This is a genomic window from Tepidiphilus thermophilus (assembly GCF_001418245.1).
In the GTDB taxonomy this organism is placed as follows: domain Bacteria; phylum Pseudomonadota; class Gammaproteobacteria; order Burkholderiales; family Rhodocyclaceae; genus Tepidiphilus; species Tepidiphilus succinatimandens.
The window spans coordinates 19,346-41,014 of the sequence record NZ_LIPU01000012.1 but is presented as its reverse complement, the minus strand read 5'-3'; the positions used below and the strand labels follow the sequence as shown (position 1 = coordinate 41,014).

At 64.8% G+C, this 21,669-nt stretch carries 19 protein-coding genes and 1 tRNA gene; 12 read left to right on the top strand and 8 right to left on the bottom strand.

The genetic code is table 11. The features are described from left to right. The first annotated feature begins 33 nt into the window (after window positions 1-33). A complete protein-coding gene (locus ASC37_RS09110) occupies window positions 34-978 on the top strand; it encodes a LysR substrate-binding domain-containing protein (RefSeq protein WP_055424089.1) in 945 nt (314 codons plus the stop codon). On the opposite strand, the gene ASC37_RS09105 is transcribed toward ASC37_RS09110, so the two are convergent. The 4 genes from ASC37_RS09105 to ASC37_RS09090 form a co-directional block, all read right to left on the bottom strand. Then, window positions 909-2,615, bottom strand: a complete 1,707-nt coding sequence (locus ASC37_RS09105) for a TRAP transporter large permease (protein ID WP_408646111.1) — start codon at window positions 2,613-2,615, stop codon at window positions 909-911. The genes ASC37_RS09110 and ASC37_RS09105 overlap by 70 nt on opposite strands. Beyond that, window positions 2,615-3,184, bottom strand: a complete 570-nt coding sequence (locus ASC37_RS09100) for a TRAP transporter small permease subunit (RefSeq protein WP_055424087.1) — start codon at window positions 3,182-3,184, stop codon at window positions 2,615-2,617. Before ASC37_RS09100 ends, ASC37_RS09105 begins: the two co-directional genes overlap by 1 nt. A 69-nt stretch (window positions 3,185-3,253) precedes the next feature. Further along, window positions 3,254-4,660 (bottom strand): FAD-binding oxidoreductase, encoded by a 1,407-nt coding sequence (locus ASC37_RS09095; protein ID WP_055424086.1) that lies wholly within the window; start codon window positions 4,658-4,660, stop codon window positions 3,254-3,256. Window positions 4,661-4,706: 46 nt separating this feature from the next. Next, window positions 4,707-5,789: a TRAP transporter substrate-binding protein gene (locus ASC37_RS09090; RefSeq protein WP_055424085.1), complete on the bottom strand. Its 1,083-nt coding sequence runs from the start codon at window positions 5,787-5,789 to the stop codon at window positions 4,707-4,709. 107 nt (window positions 5,790-5,896) lie between these two features. On the opposite strand from ASC37_RS09090, the gene ASC37_RS09085 reads away from it, so the two are divergent. Beyond that, entirely contained in the window at window positions 5,897-7,558 is a 1,662-nt protein-coding gene (locus ASC37_RS09085; protein WP_055424084.1) for an L-lactate permease, read from the top strand. A 6-nt stretch (window positions 7,559-7,564) separates the two neighbouring features. Then, window positions 7,565-8,905, top strand: coding sequence for a glycerate kinase type-2 family protein (locus ASC37_RS09080; protein WP_055424083.1), 1,341 nt, complete (start codon window positions 7,565-7,567; stop codon window positions 8,903-8,905). Between the two features lie 36 nt (window positions 8,906-8,941). Here the strand turns inward: ASC37_RS09080 and ASC37_RS09075 are convergent. After that, window positions 8,942-9,031: transfer RNA gene (locus tag ASC37_RS09075), tRNA-Ser, on the bottom strand. Window positions 9,032-9,077: 46 nt separating this feature from the next. Next, the gene (locus ASC37_RS09070; RefSeq protein ID WP_055424082.1) at window positions 9,078-9,536 is read right to left on the bottom strand and encodes an HIT family protein; all 459 of its coding nucleotides are present in this window, start codon (window positions 9,534-9,536) and stop codon (window positions 9,078-9,080) included. Between the two features lie 81 nt (window positions 9,537-9,617). On the opposite strand from ASC37_RS09070, the gene ASC37_RS09065 reads away from it, so the two are divergent. The 5 genes from ASC37_RS09065 (at window position 9,618) to ASC37_RS09045 (ending at window position 14,593) form a co-directional block, all read left to right on the top strand. Further along, complete coding sequence (locus ASC37_RS09065) at window positions 9,618-10,139, top strand: bacteriohemerythrin (RefSeq protein ID WP_055424081.1); 522 nt, start codon at window positions 9,618-9,620, stop codon at window positions 10,137-10,139. Window positions 10,140-10,171: 32 nt separating this feature from the next. After that, a complete protein-coding gene (locus ASC37_RS09060; RefSeq protein WP_055424080.1) occupies window positions 10,172-10,930 on the top strand; it encodes a sulfite exporter TauE/SafE family protein in 759 nt (252 codons plus the stop codon). A gap of 21 nt (window positions 10,931-10,951) precedes the next feature. Beyond that, the gene (aceB, locus tag ASC37_RS09055; RefSeq protein ID WP_055424079.1) at window positions 10,952-12,553 is read left to right on the top strand and encodes a malate synthase A; all 1,602 of its coding nucleotides are present in this window, start codon (window positions 10,952-10,954) and stop codon (window positions 12,551-12,553) included. A 136-nt stretch (window positions 12,554-12,689) separates the two neighbouring features. Next, window positions 12,690-14,306: an MFS transporter gene (locus ASC37_RS09050; protein WP_055424103.1), complete on the top strand. Its 1,617-nt coding sequence runs from the start codon at window positions 12,690-12,692 to the stop codon at window positions 14,304-14,306. Continuing rightward, window positions 14,303-14,593 (top strand): DUF4212 domain-containing protein, encoded by a 291-nt coding sequence (locus ASC37_RS09045; protein ID WP_055424078.1) that lies wholly within the window; start codon window positions 14,303-14,305, stop codon window positions 14,591-14,593. The genes ASC37_RS09050 and ASC37_RS09045 overlap by 4 nt, the downstream gene beginning before the upstream one ends. A 52-nt stretch (window positions 14,594-14,645) precedes the next feature. Here the strand turns inward: ASC37_RS09045 and icd are convergent, their stop codons facing one another. Then, window positions 14,646-15,890, bottom strand: coding sequence for an NADP-dependent isocitrate dehydrogenase (gene icd / locus ASC37_RS09040; protein ID WP_055424077.1), 1,245 nt, complete (start codon window positions 15,888-15,890; stop codon window positions 14,646-14,648). A 202-nt stretch (window positions 15,891-16,092) separates the two neighbouring features. Between icd and aceK the strand changes: the two genes are divergently transcribed. Then, complete coding sequence (gene aceK / locus ASC37_RS09035; RefSeq protein WP_055424076.1) at window positions 16,093-17,889, top strand: bifunctional isocitrate dehydrogenase kinase/phosphatase; 1,797 nt, start codon at window positions 16,093-16,095, stop codon at window positions 17,887-17,889. A 38-nt stretch (window positions 17,890-17,927) separates the two neighbouring features. Next, entirely contained in the window at window positions 17,928-18,599 is a 672-nt protein-coding gene (locus tag ASC37_RS09030) for an OmpA family protein (RefSeq protein ID WP_028873784.1), read from the top strand. A gap of 12 nt (window positions 18,600-18,611) precedes the next feature. On the opposite strand, the gene ASC37_RS09025 is transcribed toward ASC37_RS09030, so the two are convergent. Beyond that, complete coding sequence (locus ASC37_RS09025) at window positions 18,612-19,286, bottom strand: M48 family metallopeptidase (protein ID WP_055424075.1); 675 nt, start codon at window positions 19,284-19,286, stop codon at window positions 18,612-18,614. Window positions 19,287-19,339: 53 nt separating this feature from the next. On the opposite strand from ASC37_RS09025, the gene nadC reads away from it, so the two are divergent. Both nadC and ASC37_RS09015 read left to right on the top strand, forming a co-directional pair. Next, a complete protein-coding gene (gene nadC / locus ASC37_RS09020) occupies window positions 19,340-20,188 on the top strand; it encodes a carboxylating nicotinate-nucleotide diphosphorylase (RefSeq protein ID WP_055424074.1) in 849 nt (282 codons plus the stop codon). Window positions 20,189-20,392: 204 nt separating this feature from the next. Beyond that, window positions 20,393-21,634, top strand: a complete 1,242-nt coding sequence (locus tag ASC37_RS09015) for an ATP-binding protein (RefSeq protein WP_055424073.1) — start codon at window positions 20,393-20,395, stop codon at window positions 21,632-21,634. The last annotated feature ends 35 nt before the right edge of the window (window positions 21,635-21,669 follow it).

Sequence of the window (21,669 nt, the reverse complement as noted above, 5' to 3'; positions counted from 1 at the left end):
GAAAAACATTGCAGATCGTTTCGGAGAATTCGAATGATCAACCTCAAACAACTGCACCACTTCTGGCTCGTCGGGCGCACCGGCAGCATCCAGCGCGCCGCCGAAACGAGCGGCCTCACCCCCCAGACCATCTCGGGGCAGATCGGCGTGCTCGAAGGCGCGATCGGCCGCCGTTTGCTGCGCCGCAAAGGGCGCGGCATCGAGCTCACCGAGGCGGGCAGAATCGCGCTGCGCTACGCCGAACAGATCTTCCGGCTCGCCGAAGAAATGGAAGCGGCACTCACGCGCGAAGACGAACAGCCCACCCTACCCTATCGTCTGGGGCTGCTCGACATCGTGCCGAAGTCGCTCGCCGCCCTGCTGCTCGAGCCGGTGCTCGAACACCAGCCGAGACTGCGCCTGAGCGTGATCGAAGACCCTTTGCCACGGCTACTGAGCGAACTCATGCTCGGGCGGCTCGACGCCCTCATCACCGACGGGCCGCCCCCCGCGCAGCTCGGCAACAAACTGCAATGCCGGCTGCTGATCGAATCCCGGCTCGCCCTCTATGCCCGGCCCGGGCTTAGCCTGGCAGGGCCCCTGCCGCAGGCGCTCGGCGGCGCCCCCTTGCTGCTGCCCGGCGAGAGCGCCGTAACGCGCCTCGCGCTGCTGCAACTCTTCGACGAGCACCACGTCACACCGCACATCGTGGGGGAATTCGACGACAGCGCCCTCATGCGCACGCTGGCAGAGAACGGGGCGGGAATCCTGCCTGCCCCGGCCATTCTCGAATCGACGCTATGCGAGCGCGACGCCCTGCGCTGCCTCGGCATCTTGCCCCACATTACCGAACGCTACTATCTGGTGACCCTCGAGCGCAAATGGCATCACCCCGGCAACGCGGCGCTGCTGCGCCGCTTCGCCCAGGATCACCAACTGGATTCGCCGCCCGCGGCGCCGCGCCCGGGATCCGCAGCGCCTTCGGCCCCCCAGCCCTGATCCCCGACGGGAATCTCGATCTTTTCCAGGTCGATCTTCTCCGCCTTGGAGAAACTCATCGTCACCAGGCTCGGGAAGACGATCAACAAGCCCACCATCACCAGCTGCAGGACGAGGAAGGGAATCGCTCCCCAGTAGATCTCGGCGGTGGAGACGCCGCGGATCTTCTTGCCGGTGACCGCATCGACGTATTCGCCTGCCGGCGCCACGCTGCGCAAGAAGAAGAGCGCAAAGCCGAAAGGCGGGTGCATGAAGGAAGTCTGCATCACCATGGCGATGAGCACGCCGAACCAGATGAGATCGATTCCCAGGGCGCTCGCCGCCGGTCCGAGCAGCGGGATGACGATGAAGGCGAGCTCGAAATAGTCGAGGAAGAAGGCGAGCACGAAGACGAAGAGCGCGGCGAAGATGAGGAATCCCACCTGTCCGCCGGGCAGCTGCGTGAGCAGGTGCTGCACCCAATGGCTGCCGCCCACCCCCTGGAAAGTAAGGTTGAAGAGCGTCGAGCCGATGAGGATGAACATGACGAAGGAAGAAAGCGTCGTCGTGCCTTTGAGCGCCTGAATCAGCAGCGCCCGGTCGAGCCGTTTGCGCGCCCAGGCAAGCAGCATCGCCCCCACCGCCCCCATCGCCCCCCCTTCGGTGGGCGTGGCCACGCCGAGAAAGATGGTGCCGAGCACGAGGAAGATAAGCGCGAGCGGCGGAATGAGCACGAAAGTGACCCGCTCGGCCATGCGCGAGAGCAGCCCCAAACGGAAGGCGCGGTTGATGAGCGCGATCACGAAGGCGATGAGCGCGGCGAAGGTGGTCGCCACCACCACCGTCTCGTCGACCGGCTGTTCCTTGGGCTCGCCGCCGACGAGCCAGGCGAGCATTTCATTGTAGTGCTGGCCGGCGACGATGCCCACCGTGATCGCGATCGCCGCCAGCACAGCCACCGAACGCGTGCCGCTCGAACCGTCGTTCTCGCGGATGGTCCGCGCCTCCGGCGGCAGGGCCGGCAGGTCTTTCGGACGCAGGATCGTCAGACCGATCACGTAGAGCACGTAGAGCCCCACCAGGGCAAACGCGGGGATGAACGCCCCTTTGTAGAGATCGCCCACGCTCTTGCCCAGCTGGTCGGCGAGCACGATCAGCACGAGCGAAGGGGGAATGATCTGTGCCAGGGTGCCCGAAGCGGCGATCACACCGCTGGCGAGCTTGCGATCGTACCCGTAGCGCAGCATGATGGGCAGCGAGATGAGCCCCATGGAAATCACGGAAGCCGCCACCACGCCGGTGGTGGCGGCAAGCAGCGCCCCGACGAAGATCACGGCGAAGGCAAGCCCCCCGCGCACCGAGCCGAAAAGCTGGCCGATGGTGTCGAGCAGATCCTCGGCCATGCCCGAGCGCTCGAGCACCAGGCCCATCAAGGTGAAGAAAGGCACGGCGAGCAGCGTCTCGTTTTGAATGATGCCGAAGATGCGCAGCGGCAACGCCTGGAAGAACACCGGCGAAAGCAGACCGAGCTCGATGCCGATCAAGCCGAAGAACAAGCCGCACGCCCCAAGGGCGAACGCCACCGGAAAGCCGTAGAGCAGAAAGAAGACCAGCCCCAGGAACATCAGGGGCGCGAGATTCTGTGCAAGCCAGGCCATCATCGTGCTCCCTCGGCGCCGCCGGCCGGCGGCGTTTCATCGCTTTCCTTGACGAAAGGCGAAGGCAAGGCGCCCCGGAGAAAGGCGACGCGCTTGATCGCCTCGGAAATTCCCTGAAGCAACAAAAGCGTGAAACCGACGGGAATCGTGAGGTAGACCGGCCAGCGAATGAGCCCGCCGGAATTCGAGGACATCTCGCCGGAGACGAAACCCTGCCAGAAGAAAGGGATGGAGAAATAGAGCACGCCCACGCACACCGGCAGCAGCATGAAGAACAGGCCGAAGAGATCCATCCACGCCTGCGTGCGCAGCGAGAAGCGCGAGATCAGGATGTCGATGCGCACGTGCTCGTTGTTGCGCAGCGTGAGCGCCGCCGCCAGCATGAAGGCCGCCGCGTAGAGATACCACTGCGCCTCGAGCCAGGCGTTCGAGCCTACGTTCAGGAGTTTTCTCACGATGGCATTGCCGGCGCTCAACACGGTGGCGGCGAAGATGAACCAGATCGCAATTCGCCCGAAGAACCGGTTGAGCGCGTCGATGCCGCGCGACAGCCTCAGCCAAGCCTGCATCGCACCGCCCCTTCGTAAAAAAGATAAATTATAAGACAACCGATCACCGCCAGCTTGAAAGCCGCTGGCTCACGGTACGAGTTTGCCCGGGTTGAGGATTCCTTTCGGGTCGAGCGCAGCCTTGATCGAGCGCATCAGCGCCACGCCCACCTCGCCCGCCTCGTGCGCGACGAACTCGCGCTTGCCCATGCCCACGCCGTGCTCGCCGCTGCAGGTTCCACCCAGCGACTGGGCGATCGCCACGAGTTCGGCGCTCAGGGCCTCGGCGCGCGCAAGTTCGGCCTCGTCTTCCGGATCGATCAGGATCACCGTGTGGAAATTGCCGTCGCCCACGTGCCCCAGGATGGGGGCGATCAGGCCGGAAGCATCGATCGCCGCTCGCGCCCGCAGCACCGCCTCGGCCAGCTTGGAGATCGGCACGCAGGAATCGGTGGTGATGCCGCGGCAGCCTGGACGCAGGTTGATGCAGGCGAAGTAAGCTTGATGCCGTGCCTCCCACAAGCGGGAGCGATCCTCCGGGCGGCTTGCCCAGGCGAAGTCCTCGGCACCGTGTTCGCGCGCGAGCTCTTGGACGAGCGCCACCTGCTCCTCGAGCGCGCTCGGTGAGCCATGGAACTCGAAGAAGAGCGTGGGCGCCTCGGCAAGGTCGGTCTTGCTGTAACGGTTGATGGCGTGGATCGAGACCTCGTCGAGGAATTCGACGCGCCCGACGGGCACGCCGCTCTGGATGGTGCGGATCACCGTTTCCACCGCCGCCTGCATCGAAGGGAAACGCACCACCGCCGCGGCCATCTCCTCCGGCAGCGGATGCAAGCGCACCGTGACCTCGCTGAAAACCCCCAGCGTCCCCTCCGAACCGACGAAGAGCCGCGTCAGATCATAGCCGGCGGAGGATTTCTTCGCCCGCGTGCCCGTGCGCAGGATTCGCCCGTCGGCGAGCACCACCTCGAGCGCCAGCACATTCTCGCGCATGGTGCCGTAGCGCACCGCGTTGGTGCCCGAGGCGCGCGTGGCCGTCATCCCGCCGATCGAGGCGTCCGCCCCTGGGTCGATGGGAAAGAAGAGTCCCGTACCGCGCAAGGCGTTGTTCAACTGCTTGCGCGTCACCCCTGGCTGCACCACCGCGAGCATGTCTGCCGGCTCGATTTCGAGGATGCGATCCATGCGGGTGCAGTCGAGGGCAATCCCCCCGTGGACGGCCAGGACGTGCCCCTCGAGCGAAGAGCCCGCGCCGAAGGGGATGACCGGTACGCGGTGCGCCGAGCAGGCGCGCAGCAGGGCGGCAATCTCTTCCCTGCTCTCGACGAAAGCCACCGCCTGCGGCGGCCGGTCGGGGAAGTGCGATTCGTCGTGCCCGTGGTGCGCACACACGCCGGGCGACTGGGTGAAACGCTCGCCGAGCAGCAGGGTCAACTCCTCGACCAAAGTCGGCGGCAGCTCGGCCGCCAAAGGCAAATCGCGGGGTGAGACGTCCATCGTTTCGTCCTCGGGAAGGGTCGCTCAGAGCGAGCGCACTGGGCGCTCACAGCGGCAAACCGGCCATGTATTGGTCGTAGCTCAGCTCCGAGAGGCGGAACCAGGCGTATTCGTCGCGCAGGAACTTCTGGTATTGCGCGTTCAAGCGGCGGAAATCCTCGCTCTTCGCCTCGAACTCGGCAAAGACCTCGCGGCTCGCCTTGAAGGCCGCGTCCATTACCTCCTTGGGCATGCGCTGGATCTTGGCCCCCTCGGCGATGAGGCGGCGCAGCGCCTCGGGATTGCGTGCATCGTACTTGGCGAGCATGCGGGTGTGCGCGTCGGTGGCGGCGATGCGGATCGCTTCCTGATAGGCTTTGGGCAAGGATTCGTACGCCTTGGCATTGACGAGCAAGGTCACCTGGGCGCTGCCCTCCCACCATGCCGGATAATAGCCGTAGGGAGCGACGCGATGAAAACCCAGCTTCTGGTCGTCGTAGGGCGAGCTCCATTCCACTGCGTCGATCGTCCCTTTCTCCAGCGCCTGATAGACCTCGCCGCCGGGAATGGCCTGGGACACCGCCCCGAGCTTGCCGAGCACGTGGCCGGCCATGTTGCCCATGCGCATCTTCAGGCCCTTCAAATCATCGACCGAGCGGATCTCCTTGCGATACCACCCGCCCCACTGCGCTCCGGTATTGCCTAGGGGGAAATTGACGATGCCGTAACGGGCATAGATCTCGCGCAGGAGCTGCAATCCCCCACCATCGTACATCCAGGCATTCATCATCCGGGCGTTCATGCCGAAAGGCAGGATCGCGTCGAAGGCGAAGGCCTCATTCTTGCCGATGAAATAAAAGGTGATGGCGTGCGCCATCTCCACCGTGCCGTTTTGCACCGCATCGAACACACTCAGCGCCGGAACGATCTCCCCTCCGGCCGAAATGTCGATCTGAAAGGCACCGTCGGTCAGGTCGGCGACGTTGCGCGCAAAATCCTCGCTCACGCCGAAGAGCGTGTCGAGCGAACGCGGATAGCTCGAGGCCAGGCGCCAGCGCACGTTGCGCTGGGCCATTACCACGGCCGGAGCCATCCCGGAAAAAAGGATTCCGGCCAAGCCGGTTCCCTGGATGAAACGACGTCGTTGCATCCCTCCTCCACTTTTTATCAAACGATACAATATTTCGATTAGGGTACAATGAAACGGCGCCGACGACAATCGACCGCCAATAACCACACCAAGAGAGGAGACGAGACATGACCTGGCAGCAAGTCTATGACCCATTCGGAAACATGATCGTGTCCACCCTCATCGCCGCCATCCCCGTGGCGGTCCTGCTGATCGGGCTGGGCATCGTCCGATTGCGCGCCCATATCGCAGCGGGATTGGGGTTGATCGCGGCGCTCGCCATCGCCATCGTCGCGTTTGGCATGCCCACGCCGATGGCGACCAAGGCCGCCTTCCTCGGCGCGCTCACTGGGCTCTTCCCCATCGGCTGGATCGTACTCAACGTGATCTTCCTGCACCAGCTCACGACGCAGAATGGCAGCTTCCGCGTGCTGCAGGAATCGATCGCCGGCATCACGGAGGACCGACGGCTTCAGCTCCTGCTCATCGCCTTCGCCTTCGGGGCGTTCTTCGAAGGCGCGGCGGGTTTCGGCACGCCCGTGGCGGTCACGGCGGCGCTCCTGATCGGCCTTGGCTTTTCGCCGCTCGCCGCCTCGGGCCTGAGCCTGATTGCCAACACGGCGCCGGTCGCCTACGGCGCGCTCGGCACCCCCATCATCACGCTCGCCAAGGTCCACGGCTACGATGTGTACGAGATCAGTGCCATGGTCGGTCGGCAGCTGCCGTTTTTCTCCGTGCTCGTGCCCTTCTGGCTCATCTGGGCCTTCGCCGGCTGGCGCGGCATGAAGGAAGTGTGGCCGGCGATCCTGGTGACGGGGGTGAGTTTCGCGATTCCCCAATTCCTCGTGTCGAATTTCATCGGCCCGGAGCTGGTCGACGTGATCGCCGCCCTCTGCTCCATGGCCGCGCTGGTGGCTTTCTTGAAAGTGTGGCAACCGCGCCGCCTCTGGACTTCGGCCTCCATCGTCGGCCACGAAGACGACGGTGGTACGCCGCCACCCGCCACGCCGATCGCCCGCCCACCGCGCGCCGAGGTGATCAAGGCCTGGACGCCTTGGGTCATCCTCACCGTCTCGGTCTTCGTCTGGGGTCTTCCGGCAGTCAAAAATTGGCTCAATTCCCTGTGGGCACCCAAGTTCGTCATCGAAGGCCTGCATAAAATGGTGGAAAAGGTGCCGCCGGTGGTTCCCCAGCCCACGCCGGAGTCGGCCGAGTTCGTCTTCAGCGTGCTGTCGATGACCGGCACCGCCATTTTCGTCGCCGCGATCATCGGCGGATTGGTGATGGGCTATCGCCTGCCCGCCCTCTTCAAATCCTATGGCCGGACGCTGTGGCTCGTGCGCTACTCGCTGCTCACCATCGTGCTGATGCTCGCGCTCGGCACGCTGACGCGCTACTCGGGACTGGATACCACGCTGGGGCTGGCCTTCGCCACCACGGGCATGTTCTATCCTTTCTTCGGCACTCTGATGGGCTGGCTCGGCGTGGCGCTCACCGGCTCGGACACCGCCTCCAACGTGCTCTTCGGCGGCATGCAAAAGGTGGCGGCCGAACAGCTGGGTCTGTCGCCGAACTTGATGGGTGCGGCGAACAGCTCCGGCGGCGTGATGGGCAAGATGATCGACGCCCAGTCCATCGTCGTCGCCTCCACCGCCACGCGCTGGTTCCACCACGAAGGCGACATCCTGCGCTACGTCTTCTTCCATTCGATCGCCCTCGCCTGCCTGATGGGGATCTTCGTGACGCTGCAGGCCTACGTGCCGCCTTTCACAGCCATGGTGATTTGGTAAAACCCTGTGCCCAAGGTTCGTCCGCACGAAACAATTTTCCGCGCCGCCATCGCCGCCGTCGCCCCCGGCGCGGCGCTGCGGCGGGCCGTGCGGCGCGACGCCGACCGCCTGCTGCTCAATGACGGCACATCCTACGCGCTCGAACGCTTCGAGCGCCTCCTCGTCGTCGGGGCGGGGAAAGGAGCGGCGACCATGGCCCAGGCGGCGGAGGACTTGCTCGGCGATCGGCTCACCGCCGGCCTCGTCGTCGTCAAGTACGGCCATGCCGCTCCTCTGCGCACGATCGAGCTCGCCGAAGCGGCGCACCCCGTCCCCGACGCGGCCGGCCTCGCCGCGACCGCCCGCATCCTGCAATTGCTGGAGGAGGCCGACGAACGTACTTTGGTGCTGTGCCTGCTCACCGGTGGTGCTTCGGCCCTGCTCGAGCACCCTCTGCCCGGCCTGACGCTGGCAGACATCCAAGAAACCACCGCCTTGCTGCTCGCCGCCGGCGCCGACGTCCGCGAACTCAACACGGTGCGCAAACACCTCTCGGCCGTCAAGGGTGGACGGCTCGCCGTGGCCGCCCATCCGGCCACCCTCCTCACGCTCGTGCTCTCGGACGTGATCGGCGATCCGCTGGAAGTCATCGCCTCTGGCCCGACGGTCGCGGATCCTTCCACCCATGCCGAAGCCTGGTCCATCCTCGAGCGCCATGGCCTGCAAGCACGCGTTCCGTCGCGCGTGGCGGCACACCTGCGCCGCGGCCTGAGAGGAGAAATTCCCGAGTCACCCAAACCGGGCGATCCCCGGCTCGCCCGCAGCCACACGGCGGTAATCGGGAACCTGCACGAGGCGCTGATCGCGGCGCAAGCGACAGCGCAGCGCCTGGGCTATCGCAGCACCCTTCTCACCGAGACGCTGCAAGGCGATGCCGTCGCCGCTGCCCACCATCTGGCGCACATTGCACTGAACGAGGAACGATCGACGAAGGAACGGCGCTGCCTGCTCGCAGGCGGCGAGACCACGGTGCAGGTGCTCGGTAACGGCAAGGGCGGACGCAACCAGCACCTGGCGCTCGCCTTCGCGCGGGAGGTCTCGGGCCATCCCCGCATCTCGCTCCTTGCCGCCGGCACCGACGGCACCGATGGTCCCACCGACGCTGCCGGCGCCTATGTCGATGGCGACACCATCGCCCGCGCCCGCGCGCTGGGGCTCGACCCCGACGATTTTCTCGCGCGCTGCGATTCCTATACGTTTTTCGCCACGTTCGATGCCCTCACCGGGGACTGCAGCCACTTCCGTCCCGGGCCGACCGGGACGAACGTGATGGACATCGACATCATCCTGATCGAAGCAGGAAAATGACGATCTGTATTGAAGGTATTGAAAAACAAAGAAAAATGGCGGAGGCGGTGAGATTCGAACTCACGAGGGGCGCAAACCCCTGGCGGTTTTCAAGACCGCTGCCTTCAACCGCTCGGCCACGCCTCCGTGCACCAGCGCCTTGCGCGCCGGCGCAGGCGATTCTACCGCAAGTTCAGGCGAATGCCGTCGCTCCGCTGCCGCCCAACTCTGCCCGCAGCGCGGCGGCAAGCGTCGCCGAGGGAAGGATCACGGCGTGCGGCGACGAACCGCGACGGCGCGGCGGGGCCCAGATGGCATCGGGAAAGTGCGCGTCGTCGCGATAGCGCGGAATCACGTGCCAGTGCAGGTGCGGCACCATGTTGCCCAGACTGGCGAGGTTCACCTTGTCCGGGCTCATGAGACGGCGCAGCACGCGCTCCGCACCGAGCACCACTTGCCACAGGTGCGCGCAGTCGGCCGCGCCCAGGTCCGTCATCTCGGCGACGTGCGCTTCCCAGATCACGCGCAGGTAGCCAGGGTAGTCGGCGTGGCGAGCGTCGATGATGCGGCAGCGCGCGTCGCGCCACAGGACGTCTTCCGCTTTCCCAAGGCATAGAGGGCAGCTATCGAAACGATCGGCAGAAGGCGGCATAGCACATTCCCCAAACGTGAATTGGATCACTATAATCCGCTCTTTATTGCGCTGCAAGCGACCGCCATGAATTCGCCCGCCATGGATCCCCGACCCGAGCCTGCGTTCCAGCTTCAATGGCGCGAGGCGCTCTCGGTGCACAACGACGCCATCGACCGCGACCACCGCTGGCTGATCGAGCTCGTCGACCGCATCCAGTCGCTGATCCTCAGGCGCGCCTCGCTCGCCCAGCTCACCGTCGCGCTCGACGAACTCGCCCGCTACACCGAGGAGCACTTCACGCGCGAAGAGGCAATCCAACGGGCAGCAGGCTACCCTCACCTCGGCGAGCATCACCGCGCGCACGAAACGCTCAAACGGCAGCTGCAAGACCTCACCGGTCGCATCCTCGCCCAGCCGGTCGATCGCACCACGCTCGATGCCCTAGACGACGACACCCGACGCGACCTGCTCTCGCTGCTGCGCTCCTGGCTCATCGACCACATCATCAAGGAAGACCTTCAGCTGCGCCCCTGGCTGGAGCGATTCCCCCGTGACTGGAACCCGGCCGACGCCCCTTCCCGCCCTCCGGAAAAAACGCACCAAACAGCCACTCCCGGCTAGAATCCTTCGCATCCAATCGAGCGGAGGGAAAGATGACGGCAAGCGACTGGATCCTGCTCGCACTGGGCGGGTTTGGCGCCGGCGCGATGAACGCGATCGCTGGCGGCGGCACCTTCCTCTCCTTTCCGGCGCTGCTCGCCATTGGCCTGCCACCGGTCACTGCCAACGCGAGCAACTCGGTGGCCCTGTGGCCGGCGAGCCTGGCGAGCGCCTGGGCCTATCGCCGCGAGCTCGCCCGCTACCGCCAGCACCTGCCGCGCCTGACGCTCGCCGCCTTCGTCGGCGGCGCACTGGGCGGTGGCTTGCTGCTGGTGACGAGCAACGCCCTCTTCGCCCGCCTCGTTCCCTGGTTGCTGCTCACGGCCACGCTCCTCTTCGCGCTTGCGCCGCGCATCAACCGCTGGCTGGAAGCGCGTCGCCGCGCCGGGCCGCGCCAGGCGCTGGGCTGGGGCGGCACGCTCTTCCAGCTGCTGGTGTCGGTCTATGGCGGTTTTTTCGGCGCCGGCATGGGCATCGTGATGATCGCCGCCATCGCCATGCAGGGCATCGAGGACCTCAACGAGATCAACGCGCTGAAGAACTGGCTCTCGGCGGTGATCTACAGCGTGGCCGCCCTCACCTTCACCCTGGGCGGCGCGGTGAGCTGGCCGCACACGCTGGTGGTCTTGCTCGCCGCCGCCGTGGGGGGATATCTGGCCGGATACGTGGCGCGCCGCCTGCCGGCCATTTGGCTGCGCCGCTTCATCCTCTTGGTGGGAACGGCACTCACGCTTTATTATTTCTTTTTTTGATCGAGAAGAGAGGGAAACCCCATGACCATCGCCTTGCCCCAAGGCGTGCAACTGCACGCGCCGCTGCACCCGCGTTTCGACGAAATCCTCACCCCTGGCGCGCTCGAGTTCGTCGCCAAACTGCACCGCCGCTTCGAACCCCGCCGCCAGGAGCTGCTGCGCGCACGGCAAGAACGCCAGGCGCGCATCGACGCCGGCGAAAAACCCGACTTCCTGCCCGAGACGCGCGCCGTGCGCGAGGGCGACTGGAAGATCGCGCCGCTACCCAAGGCGCTCGAATGCCGTCGCGCCGAAATCACCGGCCCGGCGGCGGACCGCAAGATGGTCATCAACGCCTTCAACTCGGGGGCGGACAGCTACATGACCGACTTCGAGGATTCCAACAGCCCCAACTGGTTCAACCAGGTGCAGGGGCAGATCAACGTCTACGACGCCATTCGCCGCAAAATCGACTTCGTGGCCGAAAACGGCAAGGAATACAAGCTCGCCGACCAGATCGCCGTGCTGCAGATCCGTCCGCGCGGCTGGCATCTCGACGAAAAACACGTCACCGTTGACGGACAGCGCCTCTCCGGCTCGCTCTTCGACTTTGGCCTCGCCTTCTACCACAACGCCAAAGAGCAGCTCGCGCGCGGCCAAGGCCCCTTCTACTACCTGCCCAAGCTCGAGAGCCATCTCGAAGCGCGCCTGTGGAACGACGTCTTCTGCTTCGCCCAGGACGAACTGGGGCTGCCACGCGGCACCATCAAGGCCACGGTGCTCATCGAGACGATCCTCGCCACCTTCGAGATGGAAGAGATCCTCTACGAGCTGCGCGACCACTCCGCCGGGCTCAACGCCGGGCGCTGGGATTACATCTTCTCCTGCATCAAGAAGTTCCGTAAGGACAAGGACTTCTGCCTGGCCGACCGCGCCCGCATCACCATGGAAGTCCCCTTCATGCGCGCCTATGCGCTCGCGCTCGTCAAAGCCTGCCACAAGCGCGGCGCGCCGGCCATCGGCGGCATGAGCGCGCTCATCCCGATCAAGAACGACCCGGAAGCGAACGAACGGGCGCTCGCCGGCGTGCGCCACGACAAGCGGCGCGACGCCAACGACGGTTTCGACGGCGGCTGGGTGGCCCACCCGGGCCTGGTCGAGGTGGCCATGGAGGAATTCAAGGCCGTGCTGGGCGATCGGCCCAACCAGTGGGACAAGCAGCGCGACGAGACCTTCACCGCGCGCGACTTCCTCAACTTCCAGCCGGAAAAGCCCATCACCGAAGGGGGGCTACGCAACAACATCAACGTAGCCATCCATTATCTGGGCGCTTGGCTGGGCGGCAACGGCGCGGTGGCAATCCACAACCTGATGGAAGACGCCGCCACCGCCGAGATCGCCCGCGCCCAGGTCTGGCAGTGGATCTACAGCCCCAAAGGCGTGCTGGACGACGGGCGCAAGGTGACGGCGGAGCTGGTGCGTACCCTCATCCCCGAAGAGCTCGCCAAAGTCAAGGCAGAAGTCTCTGCGCAGGGCGAAGACACCGCCAACTACGACAAGGCGGCGAAGATCTTCGAGAAGATGGCACTCAGCGAGGAATTCACCGAATTCCTCACACTGCCCCTCTACGAAGAGCTGCCCTGAGCCTGGCCACGGTGCGTTTCTTCCCGCGGAAGCATCGCACCGACCTGGACCCGCCCCGCTGCCGTGCGGGGCGGCATGCGCTTCTCGCACCAAAGGATGATGCGGCATGACGATGCGTCCCGCGTTGCCCTTGCGCCTGATGCTTGCCCTGCGCCGCTGGTGGCGGGACGACGTGCTGGAACTGGCCAAGGAATGGCGCTGGAGCTTCCTGCCGCCGCTCATGATCTACATGGCGGCGGGCATCTCGGGGCTCACCGGCATCGCCGGTACCTTCTTCGTCAAGGAATACCTCGACCTCTCGGCGGCCTTTCTCGCCGCGCTCGGTTTCTGGGCCGGCATCCCCTGGGCGCTGAAAATGCCCTTGGGGCATCTGGTCGATCTCTTCTGGCGCCGCAAGGCGCTCTTCGTCTGGCTGGGCGCCGCCCTGATCGCCGCGAGCCTTCTCATCATGATCGGGCTCACCACCGACCGGGAGGCCATGGCGGCGTTGTGGCCCGTTTCCTACTGGTATGTGCTCTCGACGCTACTCGCACCGCTCGGCTACGTCTTGCAGGACGTGGTGGCCGACGCGATGACGGTGGAGGCGGTGCCCACGCGCGACGAGCGCGGCGAGCCACTGCCCGAGGCGCAGATCAAGCTCATGCACACCACGCTGCAGACGCTGGGGCGCATCGCGATCCTTGGCGGCGGGGTGCTGGTGTCGCTCGCCAATGTGCTCGTTTTCTCGGGCACCGAGCAGCTCACGGCGGCACAGAAAGCCCCGCTCTATGCGCGGGTGTATGCGCTGGCGCTCGTCATCCCTCTCGTGTCGGTCTCCGGCGTGCTCATGGCGGCCTGGATGCGCCGGCAGGCGCGGCGCCGCCACCTGCGGCGCGGCCTCGACCCGGCCCTGTGGAACGAAGCCAGCGTGGAAGCTCCGGCGCCCAACTGGCCACTGCTGTGGGGGAGCCTCTTTTTCGTCGCCTTCACCGTGACGATGGGGCTGCTGGATTTTCCCGGCAACCAAGAGGTGATCTTCGTCGGTTCGATGGCGGTGATCCTCTTTTTGATGCGCCGCCTCATGAACGAACTCACGCCCTTGGCGCGGCGTACCCTCGCCGGCACGGCGCTGGTGATCTTCGTCTTCCGCGCCACGCCCACCGCCGGTCCGGGGCTCACCTGGTGGATGATCGACGTGCTCGGCTTCGACCAATCCTTCCTTGCCAGGCTTTCCCTGATCGGCTCGGTGCTCACCTTGGCGGGGCTCTTCATCTTCCGCCGCTTCATGGCCGAGCGCTCCATTCTCGACATCGTGGTGATCCTGTCGGTGATCGGATCGCTGCTCTCGCTGCCCTACCTGGGGATGTATCACGGCCTGCACGAGTGGACCAGCCGGATGACCCACGGCGTGATCGACGCGCGCTTCATTGCCCTGGTCAATACCGCCGTCGAATCGCCGCTGGGACAAGTGTCGATGGTGCCCATGCTCGCCTGGATCGCGCACTCGGCGCCGCCACACCTCAAGGCCACGTTTTTCGCCGTGATGGCTTCCTTCACCAATCTGGCGTTGTCGGCCGCCGAGCTGGGCACGAAGTACCTCAACACGATCTTCGTGGTCACGCGCGAGGTGCGCGCCCCCGACGGCACGGTGCTCGTGCCGGCCGACTATTCCCAGCTCGGTATGCTGCTCACTGCCGTGATCGCCATTGGGCTCATCGCGCCCTTGGCTACCGTGTGGTACGTGCGCAGCAGCACGAGGCTACAGGCCCAATGATGCCGACCCCCTCTTCCCCCGACGATCAGGAAGAGCTCGTCCTCTGGTACTGGCGACGCACGCGCCGGCTCACCTTTGCCTTGCTGCTCTTGTGGTTCGCCTTCAATCTCGGCGCCGCCTGGTACGCCGAAGCGCTCAATACGATCTCCGTGGGTGGCGTACCCTTGGGTTTTCTGCTGCTGTCGACGGCCTCCCCTTTGCTCTTTACGGTCATTGCCACGGTCTATGCCATAGCGATCAATCGTTGGGAGCGCCAGGCGCGCCGGCTCGACGATCGAATCCCATGAAAAAACCCGCCTCGCGGCGGGTTTCGTCGTAGCGCAACGGCAACGGGGCGAATCACATGCGCTCGATCATCGCCTTGCCGAAGCCAGAGCAGCTCACTTCGGTCGCCCCTTCCATCAGGCGAGCAAAGTCGTAAGTGACGATCTTGTCCTGGATGGTGCGCTCCATCGCCTTGATGACCAGATCGGCCGCCTCTTTCCAGTCGAAGAAACGCAGCATCATCTCGGCCGAGAGGATGAGCGAGCCGGGGTTCACCTTGTCGAGCCCGGCGTACTTCGGCGCCGTGCCGTGCGTGGCCTCGAACACGGCGTATTTGTCGCCGACGTTCGCCCCCGGGGCGATGCCGATGCCGCCCACCTGGGCTGCCAGTGCGTCCGAGATGTAGTCGCCGTTGAGGTTGAGCGTGGCGATCACGTCGTACTCGGCCGGGCGCAGCAGGATCTGCTGCAGGAAAGCGTCGGCGATCGCGTCCTTGACCACGATCTCGCGCCCCGTCTTCGGATTGGTGAACTTGGACCACGGGCCGCCGTCAATGGGCTGGGCGCCGAACTGCTCCTGCGCCACGCGGTAGCCCACGTCGCGGAAGAGCCCTTCGGTGAACTTCATGATGTTGCCCTTGTGCACCAGCGTCACCGACTTGCGGTCGTTGTCGATGGCGTACTGGATCGCCGCGCGCACCAGGCGCGTGGTGCCCTCGATCGACACGGGCTTGATGCCGATTCCCGAGGTTTCGGGGAAACGGATCTTCTTCACGCCCATTTCCTTTTGCAGGAAGTCGATCACCTTGCGCGCGCCTTCGGACTGCGCCGGCCATTCGATGCCGGCGTAGATGTCTTCCGTGTTCTCACGGAAGATCACCATGTCGACGAGCTCGGGGCGCTTCACCGGCGAGGGCACGCCATTGAAGTAGCGCACGGGGCGGATGCACTGATAGAGGTCCATCTCCTGGCGCAGCGCCACGTTGAGCGAGCGGATGCCGCCGCCCACCGGCGTGGTCATCGGCCCCTTGATGGACACGGCGAATTCCTTGAGCGCCGCGAGCGTCTCTTCGGGCAGCCACTGGTCGGGACCGTAGACGCGGGTGGCTTTCTCGCCGGCGTAGACTTCCATCCAGTGGATCTTGCGCTTGCCGCCGTAGGCCTTGGCCACCGCCGCGTCGATCACCTCGATCATCACCGGCGTGATGTCGACGCCGATGCCGTCGCCTTCGATGTAGGGTACGATGGGATCGTCGGGGATCGGCTGACCCAATACGATTTTCTGGCCGCCCGCAGGTACCTTGATCTTGGAATAGCTCACGGTTCTTCTCCCTGATGTCATCATTTCGGGGTCGTGCACCGGCCGCCGCCCTGCCGCAACCGCCGCCCCGAGCCGTTTGGCGCCTTCGCGCGCCGCCATTTCGTATTATCCAATAAAGTCCCACGATCCGAAAGCGCGCGACGCAACGGCGCCGTTGTATCATTTTCCTCATGAGCACGAGGAGCCACGGAGCGGAAACACGATGTCCCCATCCCTGCCGTCCGAGCGCATCGCCGAGGCGATGGCCCGCGTGATGATCGAAGGGTTCGACCGCCACTACCGCATCTTCCGCGAAACGTCCAGCCGCGCCAAAGAGCTGTTCGAGGCCGGCGACTGGCCCAAGCTGCTCGAGGCGGTGCGCGAGCGGGTGGAATTCTACGACCAGCGCGTCGAGGAGACGGTCGAACGCCTGCGCCGCGAATTCGACGTCGCTCACCTCGACGACGCGACCTGGCAGCAGGTGAAGCTCTACTACATCGGTCATCTGCTCGAACACAAACAACCGGAACTCGCCGAGACCTTCTTCAACTCGGTGACGACCAAGATCCTGCACCGCAGCTACTTCAACAACCAGTACATCTTCGCCCGTCCGGCGATCTCCACCGAGTACATCGAGTCCTTCCCTCCGGTCTATACCAGCTACTATCCCAAGGAAGAGGGGCTGCGGCGCACCATCCGGCGCATCCTCGAAGACTTCGACTGGCAGCGACCGTTCGAGGATCTGGATCGCGACGTGCTCTACATCCTGCGCACCGTCAAGCGCCACCTGGGCGGGCGCTGGCCGGCGCCGGAAGTCAATGCCCAGATCCAGGTACTCTATTCCGCCTTCTATCGCAACAAGACCGCCTACGTGATTGGCAAGGCGATCAACGGCCACCAGGAGTATCCCTTCGCGGTGGCGGTGCGCCACGGCGACTCGGGCATGCTGGTGGTCGATGCCCTCCTGCTCGAAGCCTGGCGCATCTCGGTGCTCTTTTCGCTGTCGCGGGCCTACTTTCTCGTCGACATGGAAGTGCCCTCTGGCTACGTCAATTTCCTGCGCTCTATCCTGCCCAACAAGCCGCGCTCCGAGCTCTATACCATGCTGGGGCTGGGCAAGCAGGGCAAGACCATGTTCTTCCGGGATCTCATCGCCCATTTGCGCCACTCCAACGACCATTTCATCATCGCCCCCGGCATCAAGGGCATGGTGATGCTCGTCTTCACCCTGCCTTCCTTTCCTTACGTCTTCAAGATCATCAAGGACGTCTTCGGCAGCAGCAAGAACATCGACCGCGAAACGGTGCGGCAGAAATACCTCATGGTCAAGCGCGTCGACCGGGTCGGGCGCATGGCCGACACCCTGGAATTCTCCCAGGTGGCCCTGCCGCTGGCGCGTTTCTCGCCGGAGCTGCTCGAAGAGCTGCGTGCGGTGGCCGCTTCTTCCTTCGAAATCGAGGGCGACCAGATCGTCATCAAGCACCTCTACATCGAACGGCGCATGACCCCGCTCAACCTCTATCTGGAAAACGCCGACGACGAAACGCTCGAACACGCAGTGCGCGAATACGGCAACGCCATCCGCGAGATGGCCATCGCCAACATCTTCCCCGGCGACATGCTGTGGAAGAACTTCGGGGTGACGCGCTACGGCCGGGTGGTGTTCTATGACTACGACGAGATCGAGTACATGACCGACGTCAATTTCCGCGCCATCCCGCCAGCGCCCTACCCCGAGATGGAGTTCTCGGGCGAAGCCTGGTACAGCGCCGGGCCGCTCGACGTCTTTCCCGAAGAGTTCGCCACTTTCCTGCTGGGCGATCCGCGCATCCGCAAAGCCTTCCTCAAATACCATCGCGACCTGCTCACGCCCCAATTCTGGCAGGAGGTGCAGCGTCGCATCCGCGCCGGCATGGTCGAGGACTTCTTCCCTTACGGTGAAGAATTGCGCTTCTGCCGTCTCTACCCGCCGAAACGGCGAAAGCCTTCGTTACCCCAAACCGGCGGCGAGATGCCATAATGGAAAACGATGAAACGATCCCCATGGAACGGACTGCCATGAAGAAGACGAGATTTCCCCTCCTCATTCTCGGCGCCACGGCACTGCTCGCCGCCTGCGCCGAAAACCCCTACCGCGGCGAGAATGCGAAGACTGCCACCGGTGCCACCATCGGTGCGGTGGCGGGCGGCGTGCTCGGCCGGGTCGTGGCCAGCGACAACGCCAAAACCGGGGGAACGCTGATCGGCGCCGCGGTGGGCGCCACCGTGGGCGGACTCATCGGCCGCCAGATGGACCAGCAGGAAGCCGAACTGCGCCGCCAGATGGCGAGCAGCGGCGTGGAGGTCCACCGCCAGGGCGACACCATCCGCCTGCAGGCGCCCGAGGCCATCACCTTCCAAACGGGCAGCGCCACCCTGCAGCCGCAGTTCATGAGCGTACTCGACCAGCTCGCCCAGAGCCTGCAGCAGTATCCCAACACCATCGTGCGCATCGAGGGGCACACCGACTCCACCGGTTCGGCGGCCTTCAACCAGACGCTGTCGGAGAACCGCGCTCAGGCGGTGGCGAGCTACCTCATCCAGCGCGGCGTGCCGGCCAACCGCATCCAGACCGTGGGCTTCGGCGCCACCCGTCCCATCGCCGACAACCGCACTCCCGAGGGCCGGGCGAAGAACCGCCGGGTGGAGATTTTGCTCGTGCCCATCGTGGATCAGCAGGGCCAAGGCTGACCGGCCGAAGATTCAGCCCAGTGGCCGTCTGAGCGCACTGCGCCGCTGTTGCCAATCCGGCAGGTAGCGCGCCACCATGGCCCAGAACGCCGGGCCGTGGTGTGCATGGAACAGATGGGCGAGCTCATGGACGACCACGTATTCGATGAGATCGGGCGAGCGCTCGGCCAGATAGAGGTTGAACGTCAAACGTCCCGTGGCCCGGGTACAACTGCCCCAGATGGATTTGCAGGGACGGATGCGCCAACGAACGGAAGGTGCGTGCATTCGCTCCTGCCAGTGGGGTAGCATTTCCGCGAGGCATCGCGCGAGGCGCTCTCCCTGCCAGGCGCGCAGGAGCCTCCACCCTTCGTCCAGGCTCCGGACACCGCGCACGAGAAATCCTTCCCCTTCGCCGAAAAGGACCACTGCCTCCCCTGTGTCCGGAGATATTTTCAAGGGATAGGGAACCCCGAAGAGCCAGACCCGATCCGGAGGTTCACGGCGCAAGCGCGATCGCTGTTTTTGCACCCAGGCCGATTTTCCTCGTATCCAGGCCGATACCGCGTCCCCATCGGCATGCAGGGGAATGGACACGCGCAGACGCCCGTCGGGTGGCATGACACGAAGATGCCAGTGGCGGATGGGCTTACGCCGCACTTCCACGACTTCGCCGTCGACCTCCAGGAATTCGCTCTCTGATTTCATGACCGACGATGCTACCATAGCCCTCACTCATGCCACCCCGAGAGGATGCCATCATGCTCTTCACCGAAGCCCTGCGCATCGAGATCCAACGCAACGTCGCCCAGGCGCTCGCCGAAGACGTCGGCACGGGCGATCTCACCGCCCGCCTGATCGACGCCGATGTCCGCACACGCGCCCGCGTCATCAGCCGCGAAGCGGCGATCCTGTGCGGCCAACCCTGGTTCGAGGCGACGCTGCGCGTGCTCGACCCTGCGGCGAGTTTCACCTGGCACGCCGCCGAGGGGGCGGAAGTCGCACCCGGGCAGACGCTGTGTGAAGTGGAGGCGAACGCCCGGGCGCTGCTCACCGCCGAACGCACGGCGCTCAACTTCCTGCAGCTGCTCTCCGGCACGGCCAGCACCACGCGCACCTACGTGCGTGCGGTCGAAGGGACGCGCGCCCGCATCGTCGACACGCGCAAGACGGTGCCGGGGCTGCGCCTGGCGCAGAAATACGCCGTGCACGTGGGCGGCGGCACCAACCACCGGCTGGGACTCTACGACGGAATCCTCATCAAGGAGAACCACATCATCGCCGCTGGCGGCATCCGCCAGGCGCTCGCGCGGGCGCAGGCGCTAGGGGCGGCGCACGCCTTCATCCAGGTGGAGGTGGAGACGCTCGACGAACTCGCCGAAGCGCTGGAAGCCGGGGCGCAGATGATCCTGCTCGACAACATGACGCTCGAGCAGATGAAGGAAGCCGTGTGGATCAACGCCGGCCGCGCCGAGCTCGAAGTCTCCGGCGGCGTCGAGCTCGAGCGGGTGCGGGCGATCGCCGAGACGGGGGTCGACCGCATCTCGGTGGGCAAGCTCACCAAGGACGTGCGTGCCGTCGACCTCTCGCTGCGCCTGCTCGAAACCTGAGCGCGGGATTCCGAGCGATTCTTTTGACACCCTCGTGCCCACAAGGAAGGGAAAACCACGACGACCCCGCAATCTCATCGCCTGGATGGCGACGGGATCGGGGAATCTACGTTCCGTGATCCACGTTCACATGTTCCGATATTTGAGATGATATATTCCGTAATTTACGGTACTTGATTCCGAGATTTACGATACCATCGTCGCATGAACAGGGTGCCCCTTTTTCCGCGCTGGATCGAACCGCGCATCGCTGAAGCCCTGCTGGACACGCCAGTCGTGCTGTTGGCCGGTCCTCGTCAGGCCGGTAAAACGACGCTGGTGCGGCAAATCGCAGCGCAACAGGGCTTGCGCTACCTGACCATGGATGATGAGCTGACCTTGCTGTCGGCACGGGAAGATCCGGTTGGGATGATCCGCAGCCTGGATCGCGCCGTGATCGATGAAATCCAGCGCGCACCGCAGTTGCTGCTTGCCATCAAGAAGAGCGTGGACGAGGACCGGCGTCCTGGTCGGTTTCTGCTGACCGGCTCGGCCAACTTGATGGCGTTGCCCACGGTTGCCGACTCGCTCGCTGGCCGGATGGAAACCCTGTCGTTGCTGCCTTTGTCGCAGAGCGAAATCGAGCTGCGCTCGGCGAACTGGATCGACAGCGCCTTCGCCGGCCGGACACTCCAGGTAGATCGGCCTGCATTGGGCAATGATCTGATCGAGCGTGTGCTGCGTGGTGGCTACCCTGAAGCCATTTCGCGCGCCTCGGCCAGGCGGCGTGTGGCGTGGGCGCGTCAGTACATCGACGCGATCATCCAGCGCGATGTCCGTGACGTGGCAAGCATCGAGAAGCTAGACCAGCTGCCGCGATTCCTGCGAGCCTTGGCACAGACGGCAGGTCAGATGTGCAATTACACTCAACTCGGCGGCCAGGTTGGGCTGGACGGCAAGACCGCCTCGCGTTACGTCGGCGTATTCGAGCAGATGTACCTGCTCGAGCGCATCGAGGTTTGGGCACGCAACCGCCTGAACCGCGTGGTAAAGACGCCCAAGCTGCAGTTCGTCGATTCCGGCTTGCTGGCGGCATTGCTCGATCTGACCGCCGAGGAAGTGCATCGGGATCGGACACGGTTTGGCTGTGTGCTGGAGACCTTCGTTTTTGGAGAACTGCTCAAGCACACGACCACGGCAGAAGGCGACTATCGCCTGATGTACTACCGGGATGCTGACAAGTTCGAGGTCGATGTCGTGATCGAGAACGCTGCCGGACAGCTGGTGGGGATCGAGGTCAAAGCAGCCGCCACTGTTAGGGAAAACGATCTTCGTGGGCTGAAGAAGCTGGCGAGCCTCGCGGGCAGCCAATTCAAGATGGGTGTATTGCTGTACGACGGCAGCGAGACGATGCCTCTCGGGGACGGGATCTGGGCGGCGCCGTTATCTTCACTTTGGGGTACGTAGAAGCAAAGGCGCGACGTCCCTGTATCGGGCAGGAC